This window comes from Shewanella aestuarii (genome assembly GCF_014647215.1).
Taxonomy (GTDB): domain Bacteria; phylum Pseudomonadota; class Gammaproteobacteria; order Enterobacterales; family Shewanellaceae; genus Shewanella; species Shewanella aestuarii.
In genome coordinates this window covers 46973-65344 of sequence record NZ_BMOT01000007.1, presented here as the reverse complement: position 1 = coordinate 65344, position 18372 = coordinate 46973, and the positions used below count along the sequence as shown (strand labels likewise).

The following is an 18372-nucleotide window of genomic DNA, read 5'->3' as shown; positions in this document are numbered from 1 at the left end:
ATGCCTGAATTACCAGAAGTTGAAGTTACCCGCCAAGGCGTTGCCCCTTATCTTGTTGACCAAACCGTTGAACAGTTGATAGTTCGCAATGCTTCACTCCGCTGGCCTGTTCCCGATGTGGCGCAAAACATTGTCGGGCAAACGATCAAATGTGTCCGCCGCAGAGCCAAATATTTACTGATAGACACTGATGCAGGCATCACTATCGTGCATTTAGGGATGTCGGGCAGTTTACGAATTTTGCCGCGTGGCACTCCAGCAGAGAAACATGATCATATTGATTTAGTGCTGCAAAATGGCCGCATTCTTCGTTATAACGACCCACGTCGTTTCGGTGCGTGGTTATGGTATGAACTTCCTGAAGAGGCTCATCCATTACTGTCAAAGTTAGGCCCAGAGCCACTGACCGATGCCTTTAACCCGAATCAATTACAAGCCGCGTTATCTGGGAAAAAAAAGGCCGTAAAGCTATGCTTGATGGATAATCATATTGTGGTCGGTGTGGGCAATATTTATGCTAATGAAGCGCTATTTGCTGCAGGTATCCACCCCCAAGCAGCGGCTGGTAGCATTGATATAGAAAAATTAACTGTGTTGGTAAGTGAAGTGAAAACCATTTTAGCAAACGCGATCACTCAAGGTGGTACTACGCTAAAAGATTTTACTAACGCTGATGGCAAACCCGGTTATTTTGCCCAAAAACTGCATGTATATGGTCGTGGCGGCGAAACCTGTACAACCTGTGGCAACTTGTTATCTGAAATAAAATTAGGTCAACGGACTACGGTTTTTTGTGGCCTATGCCAAACTCGCTAAAGTTAATCTGATGACATTAAACACGATCCTGATGAACCAATAGCACCTTAGTTGTGGTGATTATTAAAAAAGGGAGCCACAGCTCCCTTTTATCAAATAACCTATCGCTAAGCTGTTTGGCCTTTAAAAACGATATTCATAACTACCAAATACCGAACCATCGGTTTTATTGTCTTCCACTTCAAACTTCGAATTAGAAACTGTGCCACCAAAGGTCACCATTCCCGATAACATCGGCATACGATAAGACACTTCAAGCATCAATAAATCTTCTTTAGGGGGTTGCGGCGTCCACTCACCCCCTCTGTTTTGGCCGTCATTATTTAACTGTGCGTAGCGTAAAATAGAGCTCAAGCCGTGGCTGTCTTTAAACTGACCTACTAATCCTAACGCATACACTTTGGCATCGCTGTCATAGGTACTGCCTAACGCTCGCCCATAATAACGTGAACCACTTTGATAAGTGCCGTGCTCGTAAAAACAATTAAATGCGTTTTGATCTGTACCACACGCCACCATAGTATCAGTATATTCAAAAAATAATTTGTATTGCTGGCTGTCAAATGCAAAACGAGTATCTGCGCCAATCATCATAGCGCAGTCAGCGAGATCCCATGGTGCTGGACCACTTGAATCTTCACAGGTACGCTCCAAGTACAAACCAACTGGAACATTAAACCAAGTATCTGAATAACGTGCATCAAAACCCGCCATCTGATTACCAATTTTCGTATCAAGCGATGGATCACAGGTTGCATCGCCGGTAGCACATTCAGTACCGCCACTGATAGCATCAAAGAAGGTTGAAAAACCACACTCTTCGCCTTCACCACAAAACATAGTGGTCCATGACACACCTAATTCTAGCTGTTTAAGAGGTCTGATAGTACCGCGAAAATTCCACAATAATGGCTTAGGCACAGCACGCTCTTTTTCAAGCAAACTTAAACCTGCGGTTAATGTCCAAGGGCCCACCCAAGATAACCACGGCGTTTCGAATGCTGCAGCATTATTACGACTGAGCATCAAAGACGGTGTAGGTCGGGCATTATTTGACTTAATGAGCCCTGAATCAAATCCAGGTCCCCACCACTGGTTCAAGGTACCAGCAGTTACAATCCAGTTTCCCATTACCATGGCAAAATAAGAGTCGTCTAAACGGACTTCTTTATCGTCTAATGGATCGTAATTCGCAGAGGCACTGACCTTATAAGCGAAGCGTTCGCCCATATATTCATGGCTACCGATTAACTCACCTTTTTCACGGTAATCAGAACCAAAATGTTGAAAACGTGCAGAGTCGGTCGCAGCAATCGCTTTTACCTTGGTATTACCACGATTATTCATGGCATTTTGGTAATAAAAATTCACTCGCGCAAAAGCATCAACAAGATCAGCTGACATCAATGACGGTTCAGCTTTGTTTAAATCAGCACCAATCCCAGACCACATTAGTGGATAAGTGTTCACAGGCACAGTGATCACACCTGCATCAGCCAATGCTTGAATATCGGCTCTTAAATAAATATCTGACGTATCAACCCAAGGGGCGGCTTGTACTTGATCACTTTGGGATACGGCTAACATTGATAAAGCCATCGCCAATAAAGAGGGTTTAAATCCATTTAACATAACGTTATTTACCTTGTTGCTGCGCTTTTATTTGCGCAATTTTAGCCGCAAGTGCAGTTGCCACCTGTGGATGAACAAATTGAGAAACATCACCACCATGTAAAGCCACTTCTTTAACCAGCGTAGAAGAGATAAAAGAGTTTTCTTCTGCCGGGGTTAAAAATACACTTTCTAAATTAGGGCTCAGACGACGATTCATATTGGCGAGTTGAAATTCATACTCAAAGTCAGACACAGCTCTTAACCCACGCACTAAAACACTGGCTTTTTGCTCCTTGGCAAAATCCACCAGCAATCCAGTAAAACCCACCACTTCAACATTATCTAGGTGCGCTGTGACTAAATTAACTTGCTGGACTCGTTCTTCTAGGGTGAATCTGGGCTGTTTAGAGGGATTAGATGCGATGCCAATAATCACATGTTTGAACAAACGAGCCGCGCGCTCAATTAAATCAGCGTGTCCATTAGTGACAGGATCAAACGTCCCAGGGTAAATCGCTCTTCTGTGCATAAATCCTCTGCTATTAAGCAATAGATGTGGAAATAAACCGACAATAGCATCTGCCATTTTTAATAAGCGTAACATAGCATATTTTCAATAATGATTAACGTATAACTTGCACGTTAAAGCAGCGTTCAGCCTCTTTGTCGCAGCCTGTTATTTGCACAACATTTAAGCTACTTTTTAACGAATTTTATTCACTTTTGAACATAAAAAAGGCATCGAGCAACAGCCTATTAACCCTAAATGGTGAAAAAATTGCCAAATCATTAAAACAAATTATTCTGCACACAGTACCCAAAAACGAGCCAGTTTAAACATGAAAACAACCTTAATCATAACGACTTATAATTGGACTGCTGCATTAAAAACCGTATTACTTAGCGTATTAACCCAGCAACACTTGCCCGATGAAATTATCATTGCCGATGATGGTTCAACTGAAGAAACCGCCATATTAATTGCCTTATTGCGTCCTCAGTTTTCAATACCAATAATTCATAGCTGGCAAGAAGATATAGGTTTCAGACTCTCCCGTAGTCGAAACAAAGCCATTGCCTTAGCGAGTCATGACTACCTTATTTTAATCGATGGTGACATGGTACTAGATAAACATTTTATCGCCGATCATCTTAAGATTGCTCAACCGGGTTATTTCGTTACCGGGAAAAGGGTCAAACTGGGTTACCCTCTTAGCGAGCAACTTTTACAGACTCACAAAACAACCTCAAAACCACTATCATTTTTTAGCCAAGGTATAACGCGTGGCAGAGAACTCAGCATTCGATGTTTATGGTTGCATAAAAAGCTTAGCATGAAATCGCCTGATTCAATAACAGGTATTCATGGGTGTAACATGGCTTTTTGGCGACAAGATGCTATTGATATTAATGGCTTTAATGCAGAATTTGAAGGCTGGGGACCAGAAGACCAAGAGTTTGCTCAACGCCTTATCAATTTAGGCAGGCGTCGTAAAACAGCGAAGTTTTATGCTGTAGCCTATCATTTAGCCCACCAAGAAAACTGCCGAAAAAATCTCGGTCGAAATGAAAAGCGACTCAAACATATTCAGATGAGTAAAAGCATTGCCTGCACCTTAGGTCTGAATGAGTTTGTGCAAAAATAAGCTGACTTGAAATGAGTTAGGGAATCAGTTTTAAGTACTGAGTGGCGCTATATTCAATATCAATCTTTCTGAATATGTCTGTGTCACCAATAGGAGGATAAGCCACTAATGCTTGTTCCATTTTATCCGCTAAAGTAGCAGGCTCACGCCTAGGCACTAAAAACTGCGCAAAGGCCTGGGTGAGTATTTCATTGGGGCCGAACGGACAATCGGTACTGACAACTGGTGTATTACAGATCAAGCTTTCCATAATGACATTGCCAAAGCCTTCATAATCAGAGCTTAATACTAATAAACGCGCATTTTTAATCCACGGAAATGGATTATCCTGAAATCCTGGACAAATTACCCTGTCTGCAACGCCGTATTTTTTGGCTAACGCCAAAGCTTTACGAGGCTTATTACATAACAAGACTAAGGGTAATTGAGTCTGCATCTTAGCAAATGCACTTAAAAGCACATCGTGGCGCTTTTGCTTGGCCACCCGGCCCACATGAATAATGTAATCTCCGTCTGGGATCTCAATATTCGGTAATTCAGCACTGTGACGAATAGCATCAATATCGAACGGGTTATATATGGTTTGAATCGATGCTGGTTGAATACGCTTTCGCTGGATAATGTCGTTTTCAATGCCTTTTGACACTGTAATTAACTGCTGGTGATTTAATGCTTTTTTTGCGCGCCACATTGCCAAATATGCCAAAGGTCCGAGTTTTAACTCACGCTTGAGCTCTTCTTCAATGGCATTGTGAATAACGCAATACAGTGGCTGTACTTGAGCTTTGGTCAATAATAAATTTGTTCTATCTAGGTTGGAGAAAAAAACATCAAACGCTCCTAACAGGCTCGATAAACTGGCTATCCATTGTTTAACCTTTTTCACCGCTAGATGTTGTGTCAACAGCCCATCAATATGACGTTGGCCTTTATCAAAACAAAAGTGCACCGGAATATCAGCAGGCAAAGCGTAATCACAATGCGGGCTTAACACTAAAATATGCGGCTCATGTCCTAGGCGTTTAAATTCGCGGGCAAGCGTGAGAACAATTTTTTCAGCGCCACCACCCGCCAAACTATCAATGGCCAGTGCAATTCTTTTAGACATTGTTAACTGTCTCGCCTAATAAACGAGTGATCTCAGCCATGCAAATATCCAACCCCTCAGCATCACCCTGTTGCTGCATTTCATCAATCAGTTTTTGTCTAGTTCCGACGTCGACTAATAAGCTTGCCGTGAGGCTCATATCTTTTACATTGATATCGCAGCCCAACACTAATTGATGCTGGACACACTGTTTGATTCGGCTGGGTTGATCCTTTGATACTGCAACCGCAAGCGTGGGGATATTTAAGGCAATCGCCTGTAATAGCGTATCACCACCACTGAGCACCGCCGCCTGAGCTTGACTCAGTAAACTGATAAAGTCGATGCTCGATAATGCCGGGATCGCAATCACGCCTTCCATTTCAGGTAACGCTTTAGGATAGTTAGGCCCAAAAACCATTAAACTGGGTATACCGGTTAGCTTGAAAACATTGGCTGCGGTGTGAGCAAAAATATCAGCAGCATAATCGCCTCCCACTTTATGGCCTCCTGATCCCGAGCTATACACTAAATACTGCCCAGGCTTAATGCCATAGTGTGTTTGTAATTGCTGCAAACGTTGTTGATCAGGCTTAGCAAAAATAGAACCGGTAAAAATAGGTAAAGGTCGCTTGATAAGGTTGAGTTTAAATTTATCAAATGCGGTAATGTCACCGATAACAAATTCAGGCTGTACCACCCAGTGACTATGGGTCACTAAAGCTCGCTCAATTTTCATTCCGCGAGCACGCTTGCGTCTATGCTGACTGACAAAAACCACTTTAGCACCACAGTTATACGCATGTTTTAATTGTGCTTTTCTCCCCGCAGCATCAAAAATAACTAAATCTGGTTTAAGACGCGTGACAAGTTGATTAACTTCTTTGATACGCTTTGTCGGTGTGTCATTGACTAAGTGAGCGGGATAAGGGCAAGCATTGGCATACGGTGCAAAACTGTTTAGCACAAACTCAATATGGGCATCTGGCCAGCGCGCAACAATTGCATCAGCCACAATTTTTGAGCGCATATATTCCCCAATTCCTTCTTCTGAAGAAACTGGCACAAACAAAATTACAGGCGCTTTTGGCATTAAACATTTCCCATTGCTACATAAAGTAGGCAATTACAATTTTCCATAATTAACACAACTCGATACTCATCCATAAAGCGAGTATTAATGCACTAAGATAAACAAACGAAGAGGCTATTTATACCATTTATATGCTGAAGATGAAATGCGATCGAACGCTTGAATAACGCTATCTAGCGCTATCATTTCCATTAAATTTTCCCCTTTTGCCCTTTTTCCCCAAGGAATATCACCCTGAACTTGCGGAGCTATCGCTTGCGGGTAAACACTGACGGTGTTTTCACGATAAAAATAGGGGCCGGTTCTGCCAGGGTTAGAGTGAGCATACAAGCCAATCACGGCAGTGCCCTGGGTAACTGCCATATGCAAGGGGCCAGTATCAGGAGCCACGACAATTTTTGCGCGCTTTAATACCGCAAGTAGCTGGGTTAAGGTGGTTTTACCTATAATATTATCAATATTACATTGTGCATGTTCAATAATACTTGCCGCTAAATTGCGCTCTAACTCACTAGGTCCACCACACAAGATCACACGGTATCCCTTAAGTACGGCGTGCTCAGCCATTGCAGCATACCGTTCAGGTAACCAATTACGCTCAGCTTTACTGGCTGCAGGACAGATAACTAAAACGTTTTCGTTATCGGCGATCATTGCTTGAGCATAATCCTGGTCAGCTTGTGGTACCGGAATATGCCAACGAGGGGTAATATCCTTCACGCCAATACGTTTGGCAAAACCCATAAAACCATCTAAAACATGGGGTTTTTCCTGCGCAGAAATGGCATGGTTTGTTACTAACCACTGGCCTTCTTTGGCGCGTTTTTTATCAAAACCAATGCGCACTTTAGCCTTAATCATTAATGAGGCGATTGTTGCCCTTAATGCTACCTGCATATGCAGTAACACATCAAAATTTTGCCCAGCCAATGCTTTGCGCAAAGCGGTATAACTTCGCCAGCCTTTTGATTTATCGAAAATAACAAAAGTAATCCCTGGCAGATGTTTTAGTAACTGGTATTCAACTTTACCTATCACCCAGGTAATGGGTAACTGAGGATATTCACGCTGAATAGCCTGAACCATAGCCACGGCATGGCACACGTCCCCAATGGCAGACAACCTTAAAAGGCATAAGGATTTCATGTTCTTAGGGTCAAACGTCATCGGTATCCAACATTAGGTTAAGCAAGCTACGTTGCCAGTGAATGCAAGTCTGCGATCTTAAGGTATAATGTGTTTTTGATCTAGCAGGGTTATCAAGTATTCATGCAGGTAAAATTTATCTCCAATGGCGTCATCGCTTGGTGCCCACCATCGGCCAAACAATTAACTGCCGATAGCTTCACGGTTGAATATTGGCAAAGCCAAAATGCCGTTGTAGGTCAATCAAAGGGACGTTATACCACTTGGTTTGTGCAAACTAGCGCTGAGCACCGACATCAACAATGGGTTTTACGCCATTATTGGCGTGGTGGGTTGATGGAGAAGTTTAGCCGCGATGCCTATCTTTATACAGGATTAAGCCGGACTCGCGCTTATGCTGAATTGGCTTTATTAGCCCAGCTTTACCAAGAAGGCTTTGCGGTACCTAATCCTATCGCGGCCAAAATTGAACGCTTTGGTTTATGGTATCGAGCCGATATCATTATTGAGCGGGTTAGTGGTGCCAAAGATCTGGTGGCACATTTAGCGCACCACACTATGGATAACACGCTTTGGTATAAGTTAGGCGAGACCATTGCTAAATTTCATCTCAGAGGTGTGTACCATGCCGATCTTAACGCAAAAAACATTCTGATCACTGATGAGCAATTTTATTTGATTGATTTTGACCGCGGTGAAATAAAATCACCGCACGCCAAGTGGCAACAGGCTAACTTGCAAAGGTTGCTGCGCTCATTTAATAAAGAACAAACAAAGCTTGCAGCTTTACAATTCAATAGTCAAAACTGGCAGCAATTACTCAATGGGTATCAAACACTTAACCCCATTAACCTGTAATAGGGTTACTCTTTTAAACGCTGCGCAATAAGTTGGTACTGCTTTTCTAAGGCACCGCGGTTCTGCTCGACGACATTGGTTGCAGCTTTAACCGCCAGTCGGTAGGCTGCGCTATCATCAAAATAATGCAATAAGGTAGTCGCTAATGCATCTGCATTAGCAACCACTTTTAGCCCTCCCGCATGTTCAAGCAATGCGGTAATTTCAGCAAAATCCCAGTGACTAGGCCCTACAGTCACAGTTAGCCCCATCGCCGCGGGTTCTAAAGGGTTATGACCACCATTATCAATTAAGGTGCCTCCAACAAAAGCTTGATCTGCTGCGCCATACAGCATAACTAGCTCTCCCATAGTATCGCCGAGTAAAACCTGAGTGTGTTGATTCACTTCGTCATTCATGCTGCGACGCGCTAGCTGTAATCCCGATTGAGTAACAGTAATCGCCGCCAAGTTAAACTGCTCAGGATGGCGCGGAGCCATAATCAATAATGCATTAGGATATATTGCTAAAATTTGCTTATGCACATTCAGCATGGCATCAAACTCGCCCGGATGAACACTGCCTGCAACCCAAACAGGCGCATCTGCGCGCTGCCATTGTTGCCTGAGTGATAGCGCTTGCTGCTGTTTTAGCGGATCAACGCTCAAATCAAACTTTACACTACCACAAACCTGTATTTTTTCTGGTGCAATACCTAATGCTGCAAAACGGTCAGCCTCTGTTTGCGTTTGCACAGCAAGGACAGTTAATCGTTTAAGCATCGGCTGAGTTAACCATGCTTTATCTTGATATTTTTGCGCTGATTTTGCCGAAAGGCGTGCATTGGCTAGCACCAATTGCACCCGTTGTTTATCGGCAAAATACAATAAGTTTGGCCACAATTCGGTTTCCATGATGATAAGCATTTTGGGCTGGGTTTGACGTAAAAAACGTTTCACGGCGTAAGAAAAATCTAAAGGCAAATAGCAATGCTGCACGCTATCACCAAAAGCTTTAATCACCTCATTAGAACCTGTTGGGCTTGTGGTGGTAATGGTAAATCGATAATCCGGGTAAGTGGCCATCAACTTTTTAATTAAAGGCACTGCGGCTAGGGTTTCGCCCATGGAGACACAATGAAAGATAACATCGGTTTGACTCCATTTGCACAATCCAAAGCGTTCATTCCAACGACTGCGATAATCTTGGCTCTTGTAGGCACGCACACCAAAATAAATCACAACCAATGGAAATAGGAGATATAAAAAAATGGAATACAGAATTCGGGACATTAATTGACTACTTTTGAGATTTTTACTTGTCAGATAAACACAATGTTAACATAATCATAATTCATAGGGATATGGACGCTCGATTATCATGTCGCTGAACGCGTAAATGACTTTTGTTGAATTTGGAAACCGCATGAAAACCCGCGATAAAATTGTTTTTGCAAGCCTTGAGCTGTTTAATGAACATGGCGAACGAGCCACCACAACCAATCATATTGCAGCTCACTTAGGTATCAGCCCGGGTAACTTGTATTATCACTTTCGCAATAAAGAAGACATTATTAACTCCATATTTAGCTTATATGAAAGTCATTTAGAGTCTGGATTTAAGCCCTATGATGATGTGCCTATTAACGTCGACCTACTGATTGGCTACTTCGATGCCATGTTTTACACCTTATGGCAGTTCCGCTTTATGTACGCCAATTTAGCCGATATTCTTAGCCGAGATGAAGCCCTTAAAAAGCGCTACCTTCATGCGCAACAACAAGTCTTAAATCGGTCTAGTGATGTGTTACGCAAGCTGAAAAAAGACGGTATTTTAGAGGTTGATGATGCACGCATAGTCGACTTAGCTGACACAATTAAAATGATGGTCAGTTTTTGGATCAGTTATCAGTTAACTCAAACCAGCATCAGCACTATTACCAAAGCCACTCTTTACGACGGTTTGTTGCGCGTAATGATGATTTTTAAAGCGTATTCAACGCCATCGTCAATTGCTACTTTTGAGCGATTAGAGCAACACTATCGGAATATGGCGAGCCAGGAACGCAACGTCGCTGCATAAATAAATACTCACTCACCTTTTTTACGCTAACCCGCTACACTTGTAAGCGGGTTAATGGTGTTATTGTTCACAATTATTTCATAATACTCATTAGATTTTCTAACTTGAAAGCGTCGATTGCCCTAATCTTGTTCATGTTGCATTTGTGACTATAAAAAACACTGTGGGACAACAAAAATACAGGTTAGAATGCCATCAACTCCAACTACCAGTCCCCGCGTAGATAACTGTTACTGTGCGGATTGGATTAGCATAATAACCAATATCTAGGAGAAAACAGGTGGCCTCAACCTCTTTCTACGACCGCATCAATCAACAAATCGTCGACGTTAAAGCAGACGGTTTATATAAAAGTGAACGTATTATTGCCTCTGCGCAACAAACTGCCATTGAAGTTAACCACGCTAAAGTTATCAACTTTTGCGCCAACAACTATCTTGGGCTAGCTAACCACCCTGAGTTAATTATGGCTGCACAAGAAGGCTTAAATAGCCATGGTTTTGGTATGGCCTCAGTGCGTTTTATCTGTGGTACTCAAGATATTCATAAACAACTCGAAGCAAGTCTTAGCGAGTTTTTAGGCATGGAAGATACTATTTTGTATTCTTCTTGTTTTGATGCCAACGCGGGTTTATTCGAAACGTTATTAGATGCTGAAGACGCGATCGTTTCTGACGCGCTAAACCATGCCTCAATTATTGATGGGGTGCGTTTATGTAAAGCTAAACGCTTCCGTTATGCTAATAACGACATGGCCGATTTAGAAGTTCAGTTACAAGCCGCTAAAGACGCAGGTGCACGCAATATTTTGATTGCTACCGATGGCGTTTTCTCTATGGATGGTGTCATTGCCAACCTTAAAGGCGTATGTGATTTAGCCGATAAATACGGTGCTTTGGTGATGGTTGATGATTCACATGCTGTCGGTTTTATTGGTCAAAATGGCCGTGGTACCCACGAATATTGCGAAGTGATGGATAGAGTAGACATTATCACAGGTACCTTAGGCAAAGCATTAGGTGGCGCATCCGGTGGATTTACTGCAGCGAAAAAAGAAGTGGTTGAATGGTTACGTCAGCGTTCACGTCCTTATTTATTTTCAAACTCATTAGCTCCTTCAATTGTTAGCGCGTCGATTCGTGTTCTTGAAATGCTTAAAACAGGCCAGGCTCTTCGCGAAGCCGTATGGGAAAATAGCCGATACTTCCGTGAAAAAATGACCGAAGCAGGGTTTACATTAGGTGGTGCTGATCACGCAATTATTCCGGTAATGCTTGGTGATGCGAAGCTTGCCAGTGATTTTGCCAACAAGTTATTAGCAGAAAATATTTACGTGATTGGTTTCTCATTCCCGGTAGTACCTAAAGGACAAGCGCGTATTCGTACGCAAATGTCAGCGGCACATACCCGTGAACAACTCGATCATGCTATCGGTGCCTTTACCCGCATAGGTAAAGAAATGGGTATTATTTGATCTCAGATCAAGTAAACCTAGGTTCGGGAACAATAGGTTATTAAGATGAAAGCATTAAGTAAGTTAAAGCCTGAAGAAGGCATCTGGATGGTGGATGCACCAAAACCGGAAGTGGGTCACAACGATTTATTAATCAAAATTCGTAAAACGGCAATTTGTGGCACTGACGTACATATCTACAACTGGGATGAATGGGCACAAAAAACCATTCCTGTTCCTATGATTGCAGGACATGAATACGTTGGTGAAGTTGTCGGTATTGGACAAGAAGTGCGTGGTTTTAGCATTGGTGATCGCGTTTCTGGCGAAGGGCATATTACCTGTGGTTACTGCCGTAATTGTCGCGGCGGTCGCACCCATTTATGCCGTAACACATCTGGCGTGGGTGTAAACCGTGATGGTGCATTCGCAGAATATCTAGTACTGCCGGCATTTAATGCGTTTAAAATTCCTGCTGACATCCCTGATGAATTAGCCGCTATTTTTGATCCCTTTGGTAACGCAGTGCATACCGCATTATCATTTGATTTAGTTGGTGAAGATGTATTAATTACAGGCGCTGGTCCAATCGGCATTATGGCAGCGGCTGTATGTAAACATGTGGGTGCTCGCCATGTAGTGATTACCGACGTTAACGAATACCGTTTAGATTTGGCTCGCAAAATGGGCGTATCTCGTGCTGTAAACGTTGCCAAAGAAAATTTAAAAGATGTCATGAAAGAGTTAGGCATGACCGAAGGTTTTGATGTCGGATTAGAAATGTCAGGCGTGCCATCTGCATTCCACTCTATGCTAGATACCATGAATCACGGCGGTAAAATTGCCATGCTAGGTATTCCAGGTGGAGATATGGCTATCGATTGGAGCAAAGTCATTTTCAAAGGATTAATCATCAAAGGTATTTATGGCCGTGAGATGTTTGAAACCTGGTACAAAATGGCCAGCTTAATTCAGTCAGGATTGGACTTATCACCAATCATCACTCACCACTTCAGTGTCGATGACTTCCAACAAGGTTTTGATGCCATGCTCTCAGGCCAATCAGGTAAAGTTATTTTAAATTGGGACTAAGCAACACCTAAGCTAATAACCATACCAATAAGGGGTTGTATCAATACAACCCCTTATTACATAATCAGCCTAACTCTTTACCTATTCTCTATTTCTTTAAGGTGCCATATGTCAACTTTCAAGCATTTATCTATCAACGAACTTATCCATATGACTACAGATTCAAATGATGTACAGATAGTTGATATCCGTGATGGCGCCTCGTTTAGCACTGCACACATTCAAGGTTCAACCAATTTAACCAATGAAAATATCGCCCAGTTTATCGCTGCTGCCGACATGGATAAACCACTCGTTGTAGTGTGCTACCACGGTGTGAGCAGCCAAGGCGCCGCAAACTATCTTATCGAACAAGGATTTGACGATGTTTACAGTCTAGACGGCGGTTTTTCGGCATGGAGCCTTGCTCACGCATGATAGAAATTGGCCTGCTACCATATGCTCGCACCGCACAAGCTTTTGTGGATTACCTAACAGGATTAGGTATTGAGAGTTATATTGAGCCTCACCCTCATGGTGTGGCCATTATGTTAGTTGAGCCACAGCATGAAGCTAAAGCCCGTAATGAATTCGCTCAATTTGTGCAGCATCCTCACGATGAAAAGTATCTTCAAGCCTCGTGGGATAATGGTAATACACAGACAAAATTTGATTATGGCTCGGGCACTCTAGGACTCGTTCAGCAATTTATTACCGCTGCGGGCCCGTTAACATTAGTCACCTTTTTTATCTGTGTCCTTGTGTACGCCTTAATGAATTTAGGCATGGCTAATACCCTTTTTAGCGCGTTATCTTTTGCTGGTGCGGTGCCAAGTAGTAATGTCTGTGACGTTTGGCGCGTATTTACTCCCTCATTAATGCACTTTTCTGCCATGCATATTATATTTAATTTGCTGTGGTGGTGGTATTTAGGTGGAAAAATTGAAACCCGTTTAGGCTCGCGACCATTACTGTTTTTACTCTTGATGGCGGGAACATTGCCCAATATCGTACAATTTTTGATAACTGGTCCTAATTTTGGTGGCCTGTCTGGCGTTGTTTATGCCGTTGTTGGGTACACCTGGCTAATGGGAGTGCGCAACCCCAAGTGTGGCATTGGTTTACCACCATCTTATATGGGCTTTATGATGGTGTGGTTAGTTCTTGGGTTCACTGATTTGCTCGGAATGCCGATTGCGAATGGAGCACATGTTGGTGGTTTACTGGTAGGTTTAGCTCAAGCTTTATTTGATAGCCGCAAACCATCCCCAACTTAAAAAACGCCTTGGTGAAAAAACCACCTTTAGGTAGTTTTTTCATTTTTAAGCTTATTAAACGGGTTCGTTTTAGGTTAATCAATCATCTCAATCACTTTATTAACCAGCTTTTCAATACCTTCATTAGCCTCGGCAATATTATTTGCCAACATATAAGCTGGAGTGGTAACCACTTTGTTGTTCTCATCTACCACAATATCGACAACACTGGCACTAAAGTGCTTACCGCCCATCTCATTGAATATATGGCCTGTCTCGCTGTCCGTACCTATAGTGCCTTTAGCATTTGGATAAATAAGCGGTAACATCATTGGCGCAATACACATATAGCCAACAGGTTTATTTGCCAGCGCAAATTCACGTAAAAAGGTTTCAACAATCGGCGAAATACTACAGTCACTGCCATTGGTAGCAAAGTTTGATAAATTTTTCGCGGCCCCAAACCCCCCAGGCACAATCAAGGCATCAAACTGGGTAATGTCTAAACTGACGGCATTTAACACTTCACCACGGGCAATTCTAGCGGACTCAACTAAGACGTTTCGTTTTTCATCGTTAGCCACCTCACCCGTTAAATGATTAACCACATGCATTTGTTCAATGTTAGGGGCGAAGCACTGATATTTAACACCTGCGCGCGCTAAAGCCAGTAGGGTTAAAACGGCTTCATGCACTTCAGTACCATCAAATACCCCACAACCGCTCAGTAATACTGCGATGCTTTTCATAGTCAGTTTCTTCCATTTAAAATTGATTAAAGTATTTTATAACAAATACTCAACAAAACACTTGATCTGATTAAAAAACGTGCTAACTTAGCTAACTGAAAAAAATACAGTGCGAAGTTTCAAGATAATTGTAACTGCCAAATGAATGTATCTGATAGCGATAAAAACTTCAAAAATATCTTGACTGAACGGCTAGCCGTTAAAGGGACTAACTCAGTTAAATAAAAAAGTCCACATAATATGAGTAATTTATCAAACTTATATCTTGCTCACAAAAATTAAAATACAACCTATAAATCAACAAGTTAAGTTTTTCAATTCTAGTCGTATTTAAAACTATCCTGTTATTTGAATAAAATGACTCACAGACTTATCCACAGGCTGTGACTATTTGTATTGGGAATTTTTTAAAGCCGCTAAGCTTGCGATAAGTTACTCACAACGTTCAAACATTCTCAGCCTATTTCGTGCTATATTCACATCCAGTATATTCTTTTCAACACAGCAGAAACGAACTCATATTATGCCTACAGTTGCTCATAATCCGCTTATTTTGGTCGATGGTTCATCTTATCTTTATCGCGCTTACTATGCGCCTCCCCACTTAACCAATTCAAAGGGAGAAGCGACAGGAGCGGTTTACGGCGTAGTGAATATGCTGCGCAGTTTACTGACCCGATATGAGCCCACTCATATTGCTGTGGTATTTGATGCCAAGGGCAAAACATTTCGTAATGATATGTACAGCGAATATAAAGCCCAGCGTCCACCGATGCCTGACGATTTACGCAGCCAAATCGAGCCATTGCACCGCATTATTCGCGCACTAGGTTTACCACTAATCAGCATTGAAGGTGTGGAAGCGGATGATGTGATTGGCACTATTTCTCGTCAAGCCAGTAAAGAAGGTCGGGCAACATTAATCAGTACTGGTGATAAAGATATGGCCCAGTTAGTGGACGAACATGTCACGCTAATCAATACCATGACAGACACAATCATGGGTCCCGAAGAGGTAAAAACTAAATTTGGAGTCGGTCCTGAATTAATTATCGACTTCTTAGCTCTAATGGGCGACAAAGCCGATAACATTCCAGGTTTACCCGGTGTGGGTGAAAAAACGGCATTGGCGATGCTAACTGGCGTAGGCAGCGTTGAGAAGTTACTTGCCGATCCTCACTCTGTTGTTGACGTTGGCTTTAGAGGCTCAAAAACCATGCCAGCCAAGATCATCGAAAATGCCGATATGCTAAAGCTATCTTATGAGCTCGCCACAATCAAAACCGATGTTGAGCTTGAACAGGATTGGCATCAACTCGATATTAAACCGCAAAACCGTGATGAATTAATTAGCTGTTACGGTGAAATGGAATTCAAGCGTTGGTTAGCTGAAATTTTAGATAACAAATCACAAGGCAGTTCTTCAACTTCAGACACCATCGAAACCGATGAAGAAACCGTAAAAAATGAAGTGATTGAAACAGACTATCAAACCATTTTAACCCATGCACAACTTGACCAATGGATTAACGCATTATCTCAAGCAGAATTAATCTCGGTAGACACTGAAACCACCAGTTTAAATTATATGGATGCTGAGTTAGTTGGGATTTCATTTGCTATCGAAGCTGGTAAAGCAGCCTATTTGCCGTTAAGCCATGATTACGTTGGCGTACCGCAGCAACTTGATAAAGCCGCTGCACTAGAAAAGCTGCGACCAATTCTTGAAGGTACAAAACCGCAAAAGGTAGGCCAAAATCTTAAATATGATATCAGCATTCTTGCCAACGCTGGCATCAAGCTTCAAGGCGTGCGTTACGACACAATGCTAGAGTCATATGTGTTTAACTCGGTAGCATCGCGCCATGATATGGATGGTTTAGCCCTTAAATATTTAGGCCACAAGAATATCAGCTTTGAAGACATTGCCGGCAAAGGTGCTAAACAAATTACCTTTAACCAAATACCTGTAGAAATAGCCGCGCCGTATGCCGCAGAAGATGCAGATATCACCCTAAGATTGCACCAACACTTATGGCCAAGAGTGGAAAAGGAAACGCAACTAGCAAGTGTATTTAACGAGCTAGAGTTACCGTTAATTCAAGTGTTATCAGATATCGAGCGCCAAGGTGTTTATATCGACTCTATGTTGTTAAGCCAACAAAGTGATGAATTAGCTCAAAAGCTCGATAAGCTTGAACAAGACGCCTACGTGATTGCAGAAGAAAAATTCAATCTTGCATCGCCGAAGCAGTTACAAACAATATTTTTCGAAAAATTAAAGTATCCCGTAAAAAAGAAAACCCCAAAAGGGGCGCCTTCTACAGCAGAAGATGTGTTAGTGGAATTGGCGCTAGATTACCCATTACCTAAAATCATTCTCCAGCACCGTAGTTTGGCAAAATTAAAAAGCACCTATACCGATAAACTGCCTTTGATGGTGAACTCAACAACCGGACGTGTTCATACCAGCTATCACCAGGCCAATGCAGCTACTGGTCGTTTATCATCAAGTGATCCAAACTTACAAAATATTCCAATCCGCACAGAAGAAGGACGTAGAATTCGCCAGGCCTTTATCGCCCCTGAAGGACGAAAAATACTTGCAGCCGATTACTCGCAAATTGAATTACGCATCATGGCACACCTTTCACAGGATAAAGGGTTATTAACGGCTTTTGCTGAGGGAAAGGATATTCACAGAGCAACGGCAGCAGAAGTATTTGGCGTTCACTTTGAAGAAGTGACCACCGAGCAACGTCGACGTGCTAAAGCCGTTAACTTTGGTTTAATTTATGGCATGTCGGCGTTTGGTTTAGCCAAGCAGTTAGACATTCCACGTAATGAAGCCCAAACCTATATCGACACTTACTTTGCTCGCTATCCTGGGGTATTAAAGTATATGGAAGACACCCGCGCTGATGCTGCCGAACAAGGTTATGTTTCAACGCTATATGGTCGCCGTTTATATTTGCCCGAAATAAAAGATCGTAATGCAATGCGTCGTCAAGCTGCTGAGCGAGCGGCAATTAACGCTCCGATGCAAGGTACGGCCGCTGACATCATCAAAAAAGCAATGATCGCTGTCGCAACATGGATTAATCAAGAGACTCAAGGTGAGATCGCCATGATCATGCAAGTGCATGATGAATTGGTGTTTGAAGTTGATGCTGATAAAGCTGACGCAATGAAGTTAAAAATCTGTCAGCTCATGGCTGAGGCCGCAACCATAGATGTCCCCTTACTGGCAGAAGCGGGCATTGGCGACAATTGGGATCAAGCGCACTAGGGCCTGCGGCTCTTTGCTGGTTGAATTGTGTTCGAGTCAAGAACCTTTGGTGCACAAGCCTTGCTATAGCTAACCCTATCAAGGTTTAATACCACTATTATCAAGTATTCACTAAGCAGGAATAGGCCAAAAGATTAATAAGCGATATTGAAACAGTTAATCCTCAAGTATTTATTGCAAAGTTGTGCTTTGCAGCCCATGGTTTGATCTGCACCCAAAGCAGATTGAGATAA

At 42.5% G+C, this 18372-nt stretch carries 16 protein-coding genes; 9 read left to right on the top strand and 7 right to left on the bottom strand.

What is annotated here, in order from left to right; genetic code table 11:
- Positions 1-816, top strand: a complete 816-nt coding sequence (gene mutM, locus IEY03_RS11410) for a bifunctional DNA-formamidopyrimidine glycosylase/DNA-(apurinic or apyrimidinic site) lyase (protein ID WP_188841714.1) — start codon at positions 1-3, stop codon at positions 814-816.
- A gap of 123 nt (positions 817-939) precedes the next feature.
- Here mutM and IEY03_RS11405 read toward each other — a convergent pair whose 3' ends face one another.
- Positions 940-2448 (bottom strand): capsule assembly Wzi family protein, encoded by a 1509-nt coding sequence (locus tag IEY03_RS11405; RefSeq protein WP_188841712.1) that lies wholly within the window; start codon positions 2446-2448, stop codon positions 940-942.
- A 4-nt stretch (positions 2449-2452) separates the two neighbouring features.
- Complete coding sequence (coaD, locus tag IEY03_RS11400; RefSeq protein ID WP_188842048.1) at positions 2453-2959, bottom strand: pantetheine-phosphate adenylyltransferase; 507 nt, start codon at positions 2957-2959, stop codon at positions 2453-2455.
- Between the two features lie 310 nt (positions 2960-3269).
- Here coaD and IEY03_RS11395 point away from each other — a divergent pair, with 310 nt between their 5' ends.
- Positions 3270-4076, top strand: a complete 807-nt coding sequence (locus IEY03_RS11395) for a glycosyltransferase family 2 protein (protein WP_188841710.1) — start codon at positions 3270-3272, stop codon at positions 4074-4076.
- Between the two features lie 16 nt (positions 4077-4092).
- On the opposite strand, the gene IEY03_RS11390 is transcribed toward IEY03_RS11395, so the two are convergent.
- The 3 genes from IEY03_RS11390 to IEY03_RS11380 all read right to left on the bottom strand — a co-directional run bounded on the left by IEY03_RS11390 (position 4093) and on the right by IEY03_RS11380 (position 7423).
- Complete coding sequence (locus tag IEY03_RS11390; protein WP_188841708.1) at positions 4093-5184, bottom strand: glycosyltransferase; 1092 nt, start codon at positions 5182-5184, stop codon at positions 4093-4095.
- A complete protein-coding gene (locus IEY03_RS11385) occupies positions 5177-6256 on the bottom strand; it encodes a glycosyltransferase family 9 protein (RefSeq protein ID WP_188841706.1) in 1080 nt (359 codons plus the stop codon). The genes IEY03_RS11390 and IEY03_RS11385 overlap by 8 nt, the downstream gene beginning before the upstream one ends.
- A gap of 114 nt (positions 6257-6370) precedes the next feature.
- Positions 6371-7423 (bottom strand): glycosyltransferase family 9 protein, encoded by a 1053-nt coding sequence (locus IEY03_RS11380; RefSeq protein WP_188841704.1) that lies wholly within the window; start codon positions 7421-7423, stop codon positions 6371-6373.
- Between the two features lie 102 nt (positions 7424-7525).
- On the opposite strand from IEY03_RS11380, the gene IEY03_RS11375 reads away from it, so the two are divergent.
- Positions 7526-8260 carry a 3-deoxy-D-manno-octulosonic acid kinase gene (locus tag IEY03_RS11375; protein ID WP_188841702.1) on the top strand — a complete coding sequence of 245 codons (735 nt, stop codon included), beginning with the start codon at positions 7526-7528 and terminating at the stop codon, positions 8258-8260.
- A gap of 5 nt (positions 8261-8265) precedes the next feature.
- On the opposite strand, the gene waaA is transcribed toward IEY03_RS11375, so the two are convergent.
- Complete coding sequence (gene waaA, locus IEY03_RS11370) at positions 8266-9531, bottom strand: lipid IV(A) 3-deoxy-D-manno-octulosonic acid transferase (RefSeq protein WP_188841700.1); 1266 nt, start codon at positions 9529-9531, stop codon at positions 8266-8268.
- 133 nt (positions 9532-9664) lie between these two features.
- On the opposite strand from waaA, the gene IEY03_RS11365 reads away from it, so the two are divergent.
- The 5 genes from IEY03_RS11365 to glpG all read left to right on the top strand — a co-directional run bounded on the left by IEY03_RS11365 (position 9665) and on the right by glpG (position 14122).
- Positions 9665-10321 (top strand): TetR/AcrR family transcriptional regulator, encoded by a 657-nt coding sequence (locus IEY03_RS11365; protein WP_188841698.1) that lies wholly within the window; start codon positions 9665-9667, stop codon positions 10319-10321.
- A 280-nt stretch (positions 10322-10601) separates the two neighbouring features.
- Positions 10602-11795, top strand: coding sequence for a glycine C-acetyltransferase (locus tag IEY03_RS11360; RefSeq protein WP_188841696.1), 1194 nt, complete (start codon positions 10602-10604; stop codon positions 11793-11795).
- A gap of 45 nt (positions 11796-11840) precedes the next feature.
- The gene (gene tdh / locus IEY03_RS11355; protein WP_188841694.1) at positions 11841-12866 is read left to right on the top strand and encodes an L-threonine 3-dehydrogenase; all 1026 of its coding nucleotides are present in this window, start codon (positions 11841-11843) and stop codon (positions 12864-12866) included.
- A gap of 108 nt (positions 12867-12974) precedes the next feature.
- A complete protein-coding gene (glpE, locus tag IEY03_RS11350) occupies positions 12975-13283 on the top strand; it encodes a thiosulfate sulfurtransferase GlpE (protein WP_188841692.1) in 309 nt (102 codons plus the stop codon).
- Positions 13280-14122 carry a rhomboid family intramembrane serine protease GlpG gene (gene glpG / locus IEY03_RS11345; protein WP_188841690.1) on the top strand — a complete coding sequence of 281 codons (843 nt, stop codon included), beginning with the start codon at positions 13280-13282 and terminating at the stop codon, positions 14120-14122. The genes glpE and glpG overlap by 4 nt, the downstream gene beginning before the upstream one ends.
- A 74-nt stretch (positions 14123-14196) precedes the next feature.
- On the opposite strand, the gene elbB is transcribed toward glpG, so the two are convergent.
- Positions 14197-14850 carry an isoprenoid biosynthesis glyoxalase ElbB gene (elbB, locus tag IEY03_RS11340; protein ID WP_188841688.1) on the bottom strand — a complete coding sequence of 218 codons (654 nt, stop codon included), beginning with the start codon at positions 14848-14850 and terminating at the stop codon, positions 14197-14199.
- A 523-nt stretch (positions 14851-15373) separates the two neighbouring features.
- On the opposite strand from elbB, the gene polA reads away from it, so the two are divergent.
- A complete protein-coding gene (polA, locus tag IEY03_RS11335) occupies positions 15374-18139 on the top strand; it encodes a DNA polymerase I (RefSeq protein WP_188841686.1) in 2766 nt (921 codons plus the stop codon).
- Positions 18140-18372 lie beyond the last annotated feature (233 nt).

Bases quoted from the DNA above. Each gene is read 5' to 3' on its own strand.
- mutM (WP_188841714.1), top strand. From the start codon at position 1: ATGCCTGAATTACCAGAAGTTGAAGTTACCCGCCAAGGCGTTGCCCCT.
- IEY03_RS11405 (WP_188841712.1), bottom strand. From the start codon at position 2,448: ATGTTAAATGGATTTAAACCCTCTTTATTGGCGATGGCTTTATCAATG.
- coaD (WP_188842048.1), bottom strand. From the start codon at position 2,959: ATGCACAGAAGAGCGATTTACCCTGGGACGTTTGATCCTGTCACTAAT.
- IEY03_RS11395 (WP_188841710.1), top strand. From the start codon at position 3,270: ATGAAAACAACCTTAATCATAACGACTTATAATTGGACTGCTGCATTA.
- IEY03_RS11390 (WP_188841708.1), bottom strand. From the start codon at position 5,184: ATGTCTAAAAGAATTGCACTGGCCATTGATAGTTTGGCGGGTGGTGGC.
- IEY03_RS11385 (WP_188841706.1), bottom strand. From the start codon at position 6,256: ATGCCAAAAGCGCCTGTAATTTTGTTTGTGCCAGTTTCTTCAGAAGAA.
- IEY03_RS11380 (WP_188841704.1), bottom strand. From the start codon at position 7,423: ATGACGTTTGACCCTAAGAACATGAAATCCTTATGCCTTTTAAGGTTG.
- IEY03_RS11375 (WP_188841702.1), top strand. From the start codon at position 7,526: ATGCAGGTAAAATTTATCTCCAATGGCGTCATCGCTTGGTGCCCACCA.
- waaA (WP_188841700.1), bottom strand. From the start codon at position 9,531: ATGTCCCGAATTCTGTATTCCATTTTTTTATATCTCCTATTTCCATTG.
- IEY03_RS11365 (WP_188841698.1), top strand. From the start codon at position 9,665: ATGAAAACCCGCGATAAAATTGTTTTTGCAAGCCTTGAGCTGTTTAAT.
- tdh (WP_188841694.1), top strand. From the start codon at position 11,841: ATGAAAGCATTAAGTAAGTTAAAGCCTGAAGAAGGCATCTGGATGGTG.
- glpE (WP_188841692.1), top strand. From the start codon at position 12,975: ATGTCAACTTTCAAGCATTTATCTATCAACGAACTTATCCATATGACT.
- glpG (WP_188841690.1), top strand. From the start codon at position 13,280: ATGATAGAAATTGGCCTGCTACCATATGCTCGCACCGCACAAGCTTTT.
- elbB (WP_188841688.1), bottom strand. From the start codon at position 14,850: ATGAAAAGCATCGCAGTATTACTGAGCGGTTGTGGGGTATTTGATGGT.
- polA (WP_188841686.1), top strand. From the start codon at position 15,374: ATGCCTACAGTTGCTCATAATCCGCTTATTTTGGTCGATGGTTCATCT.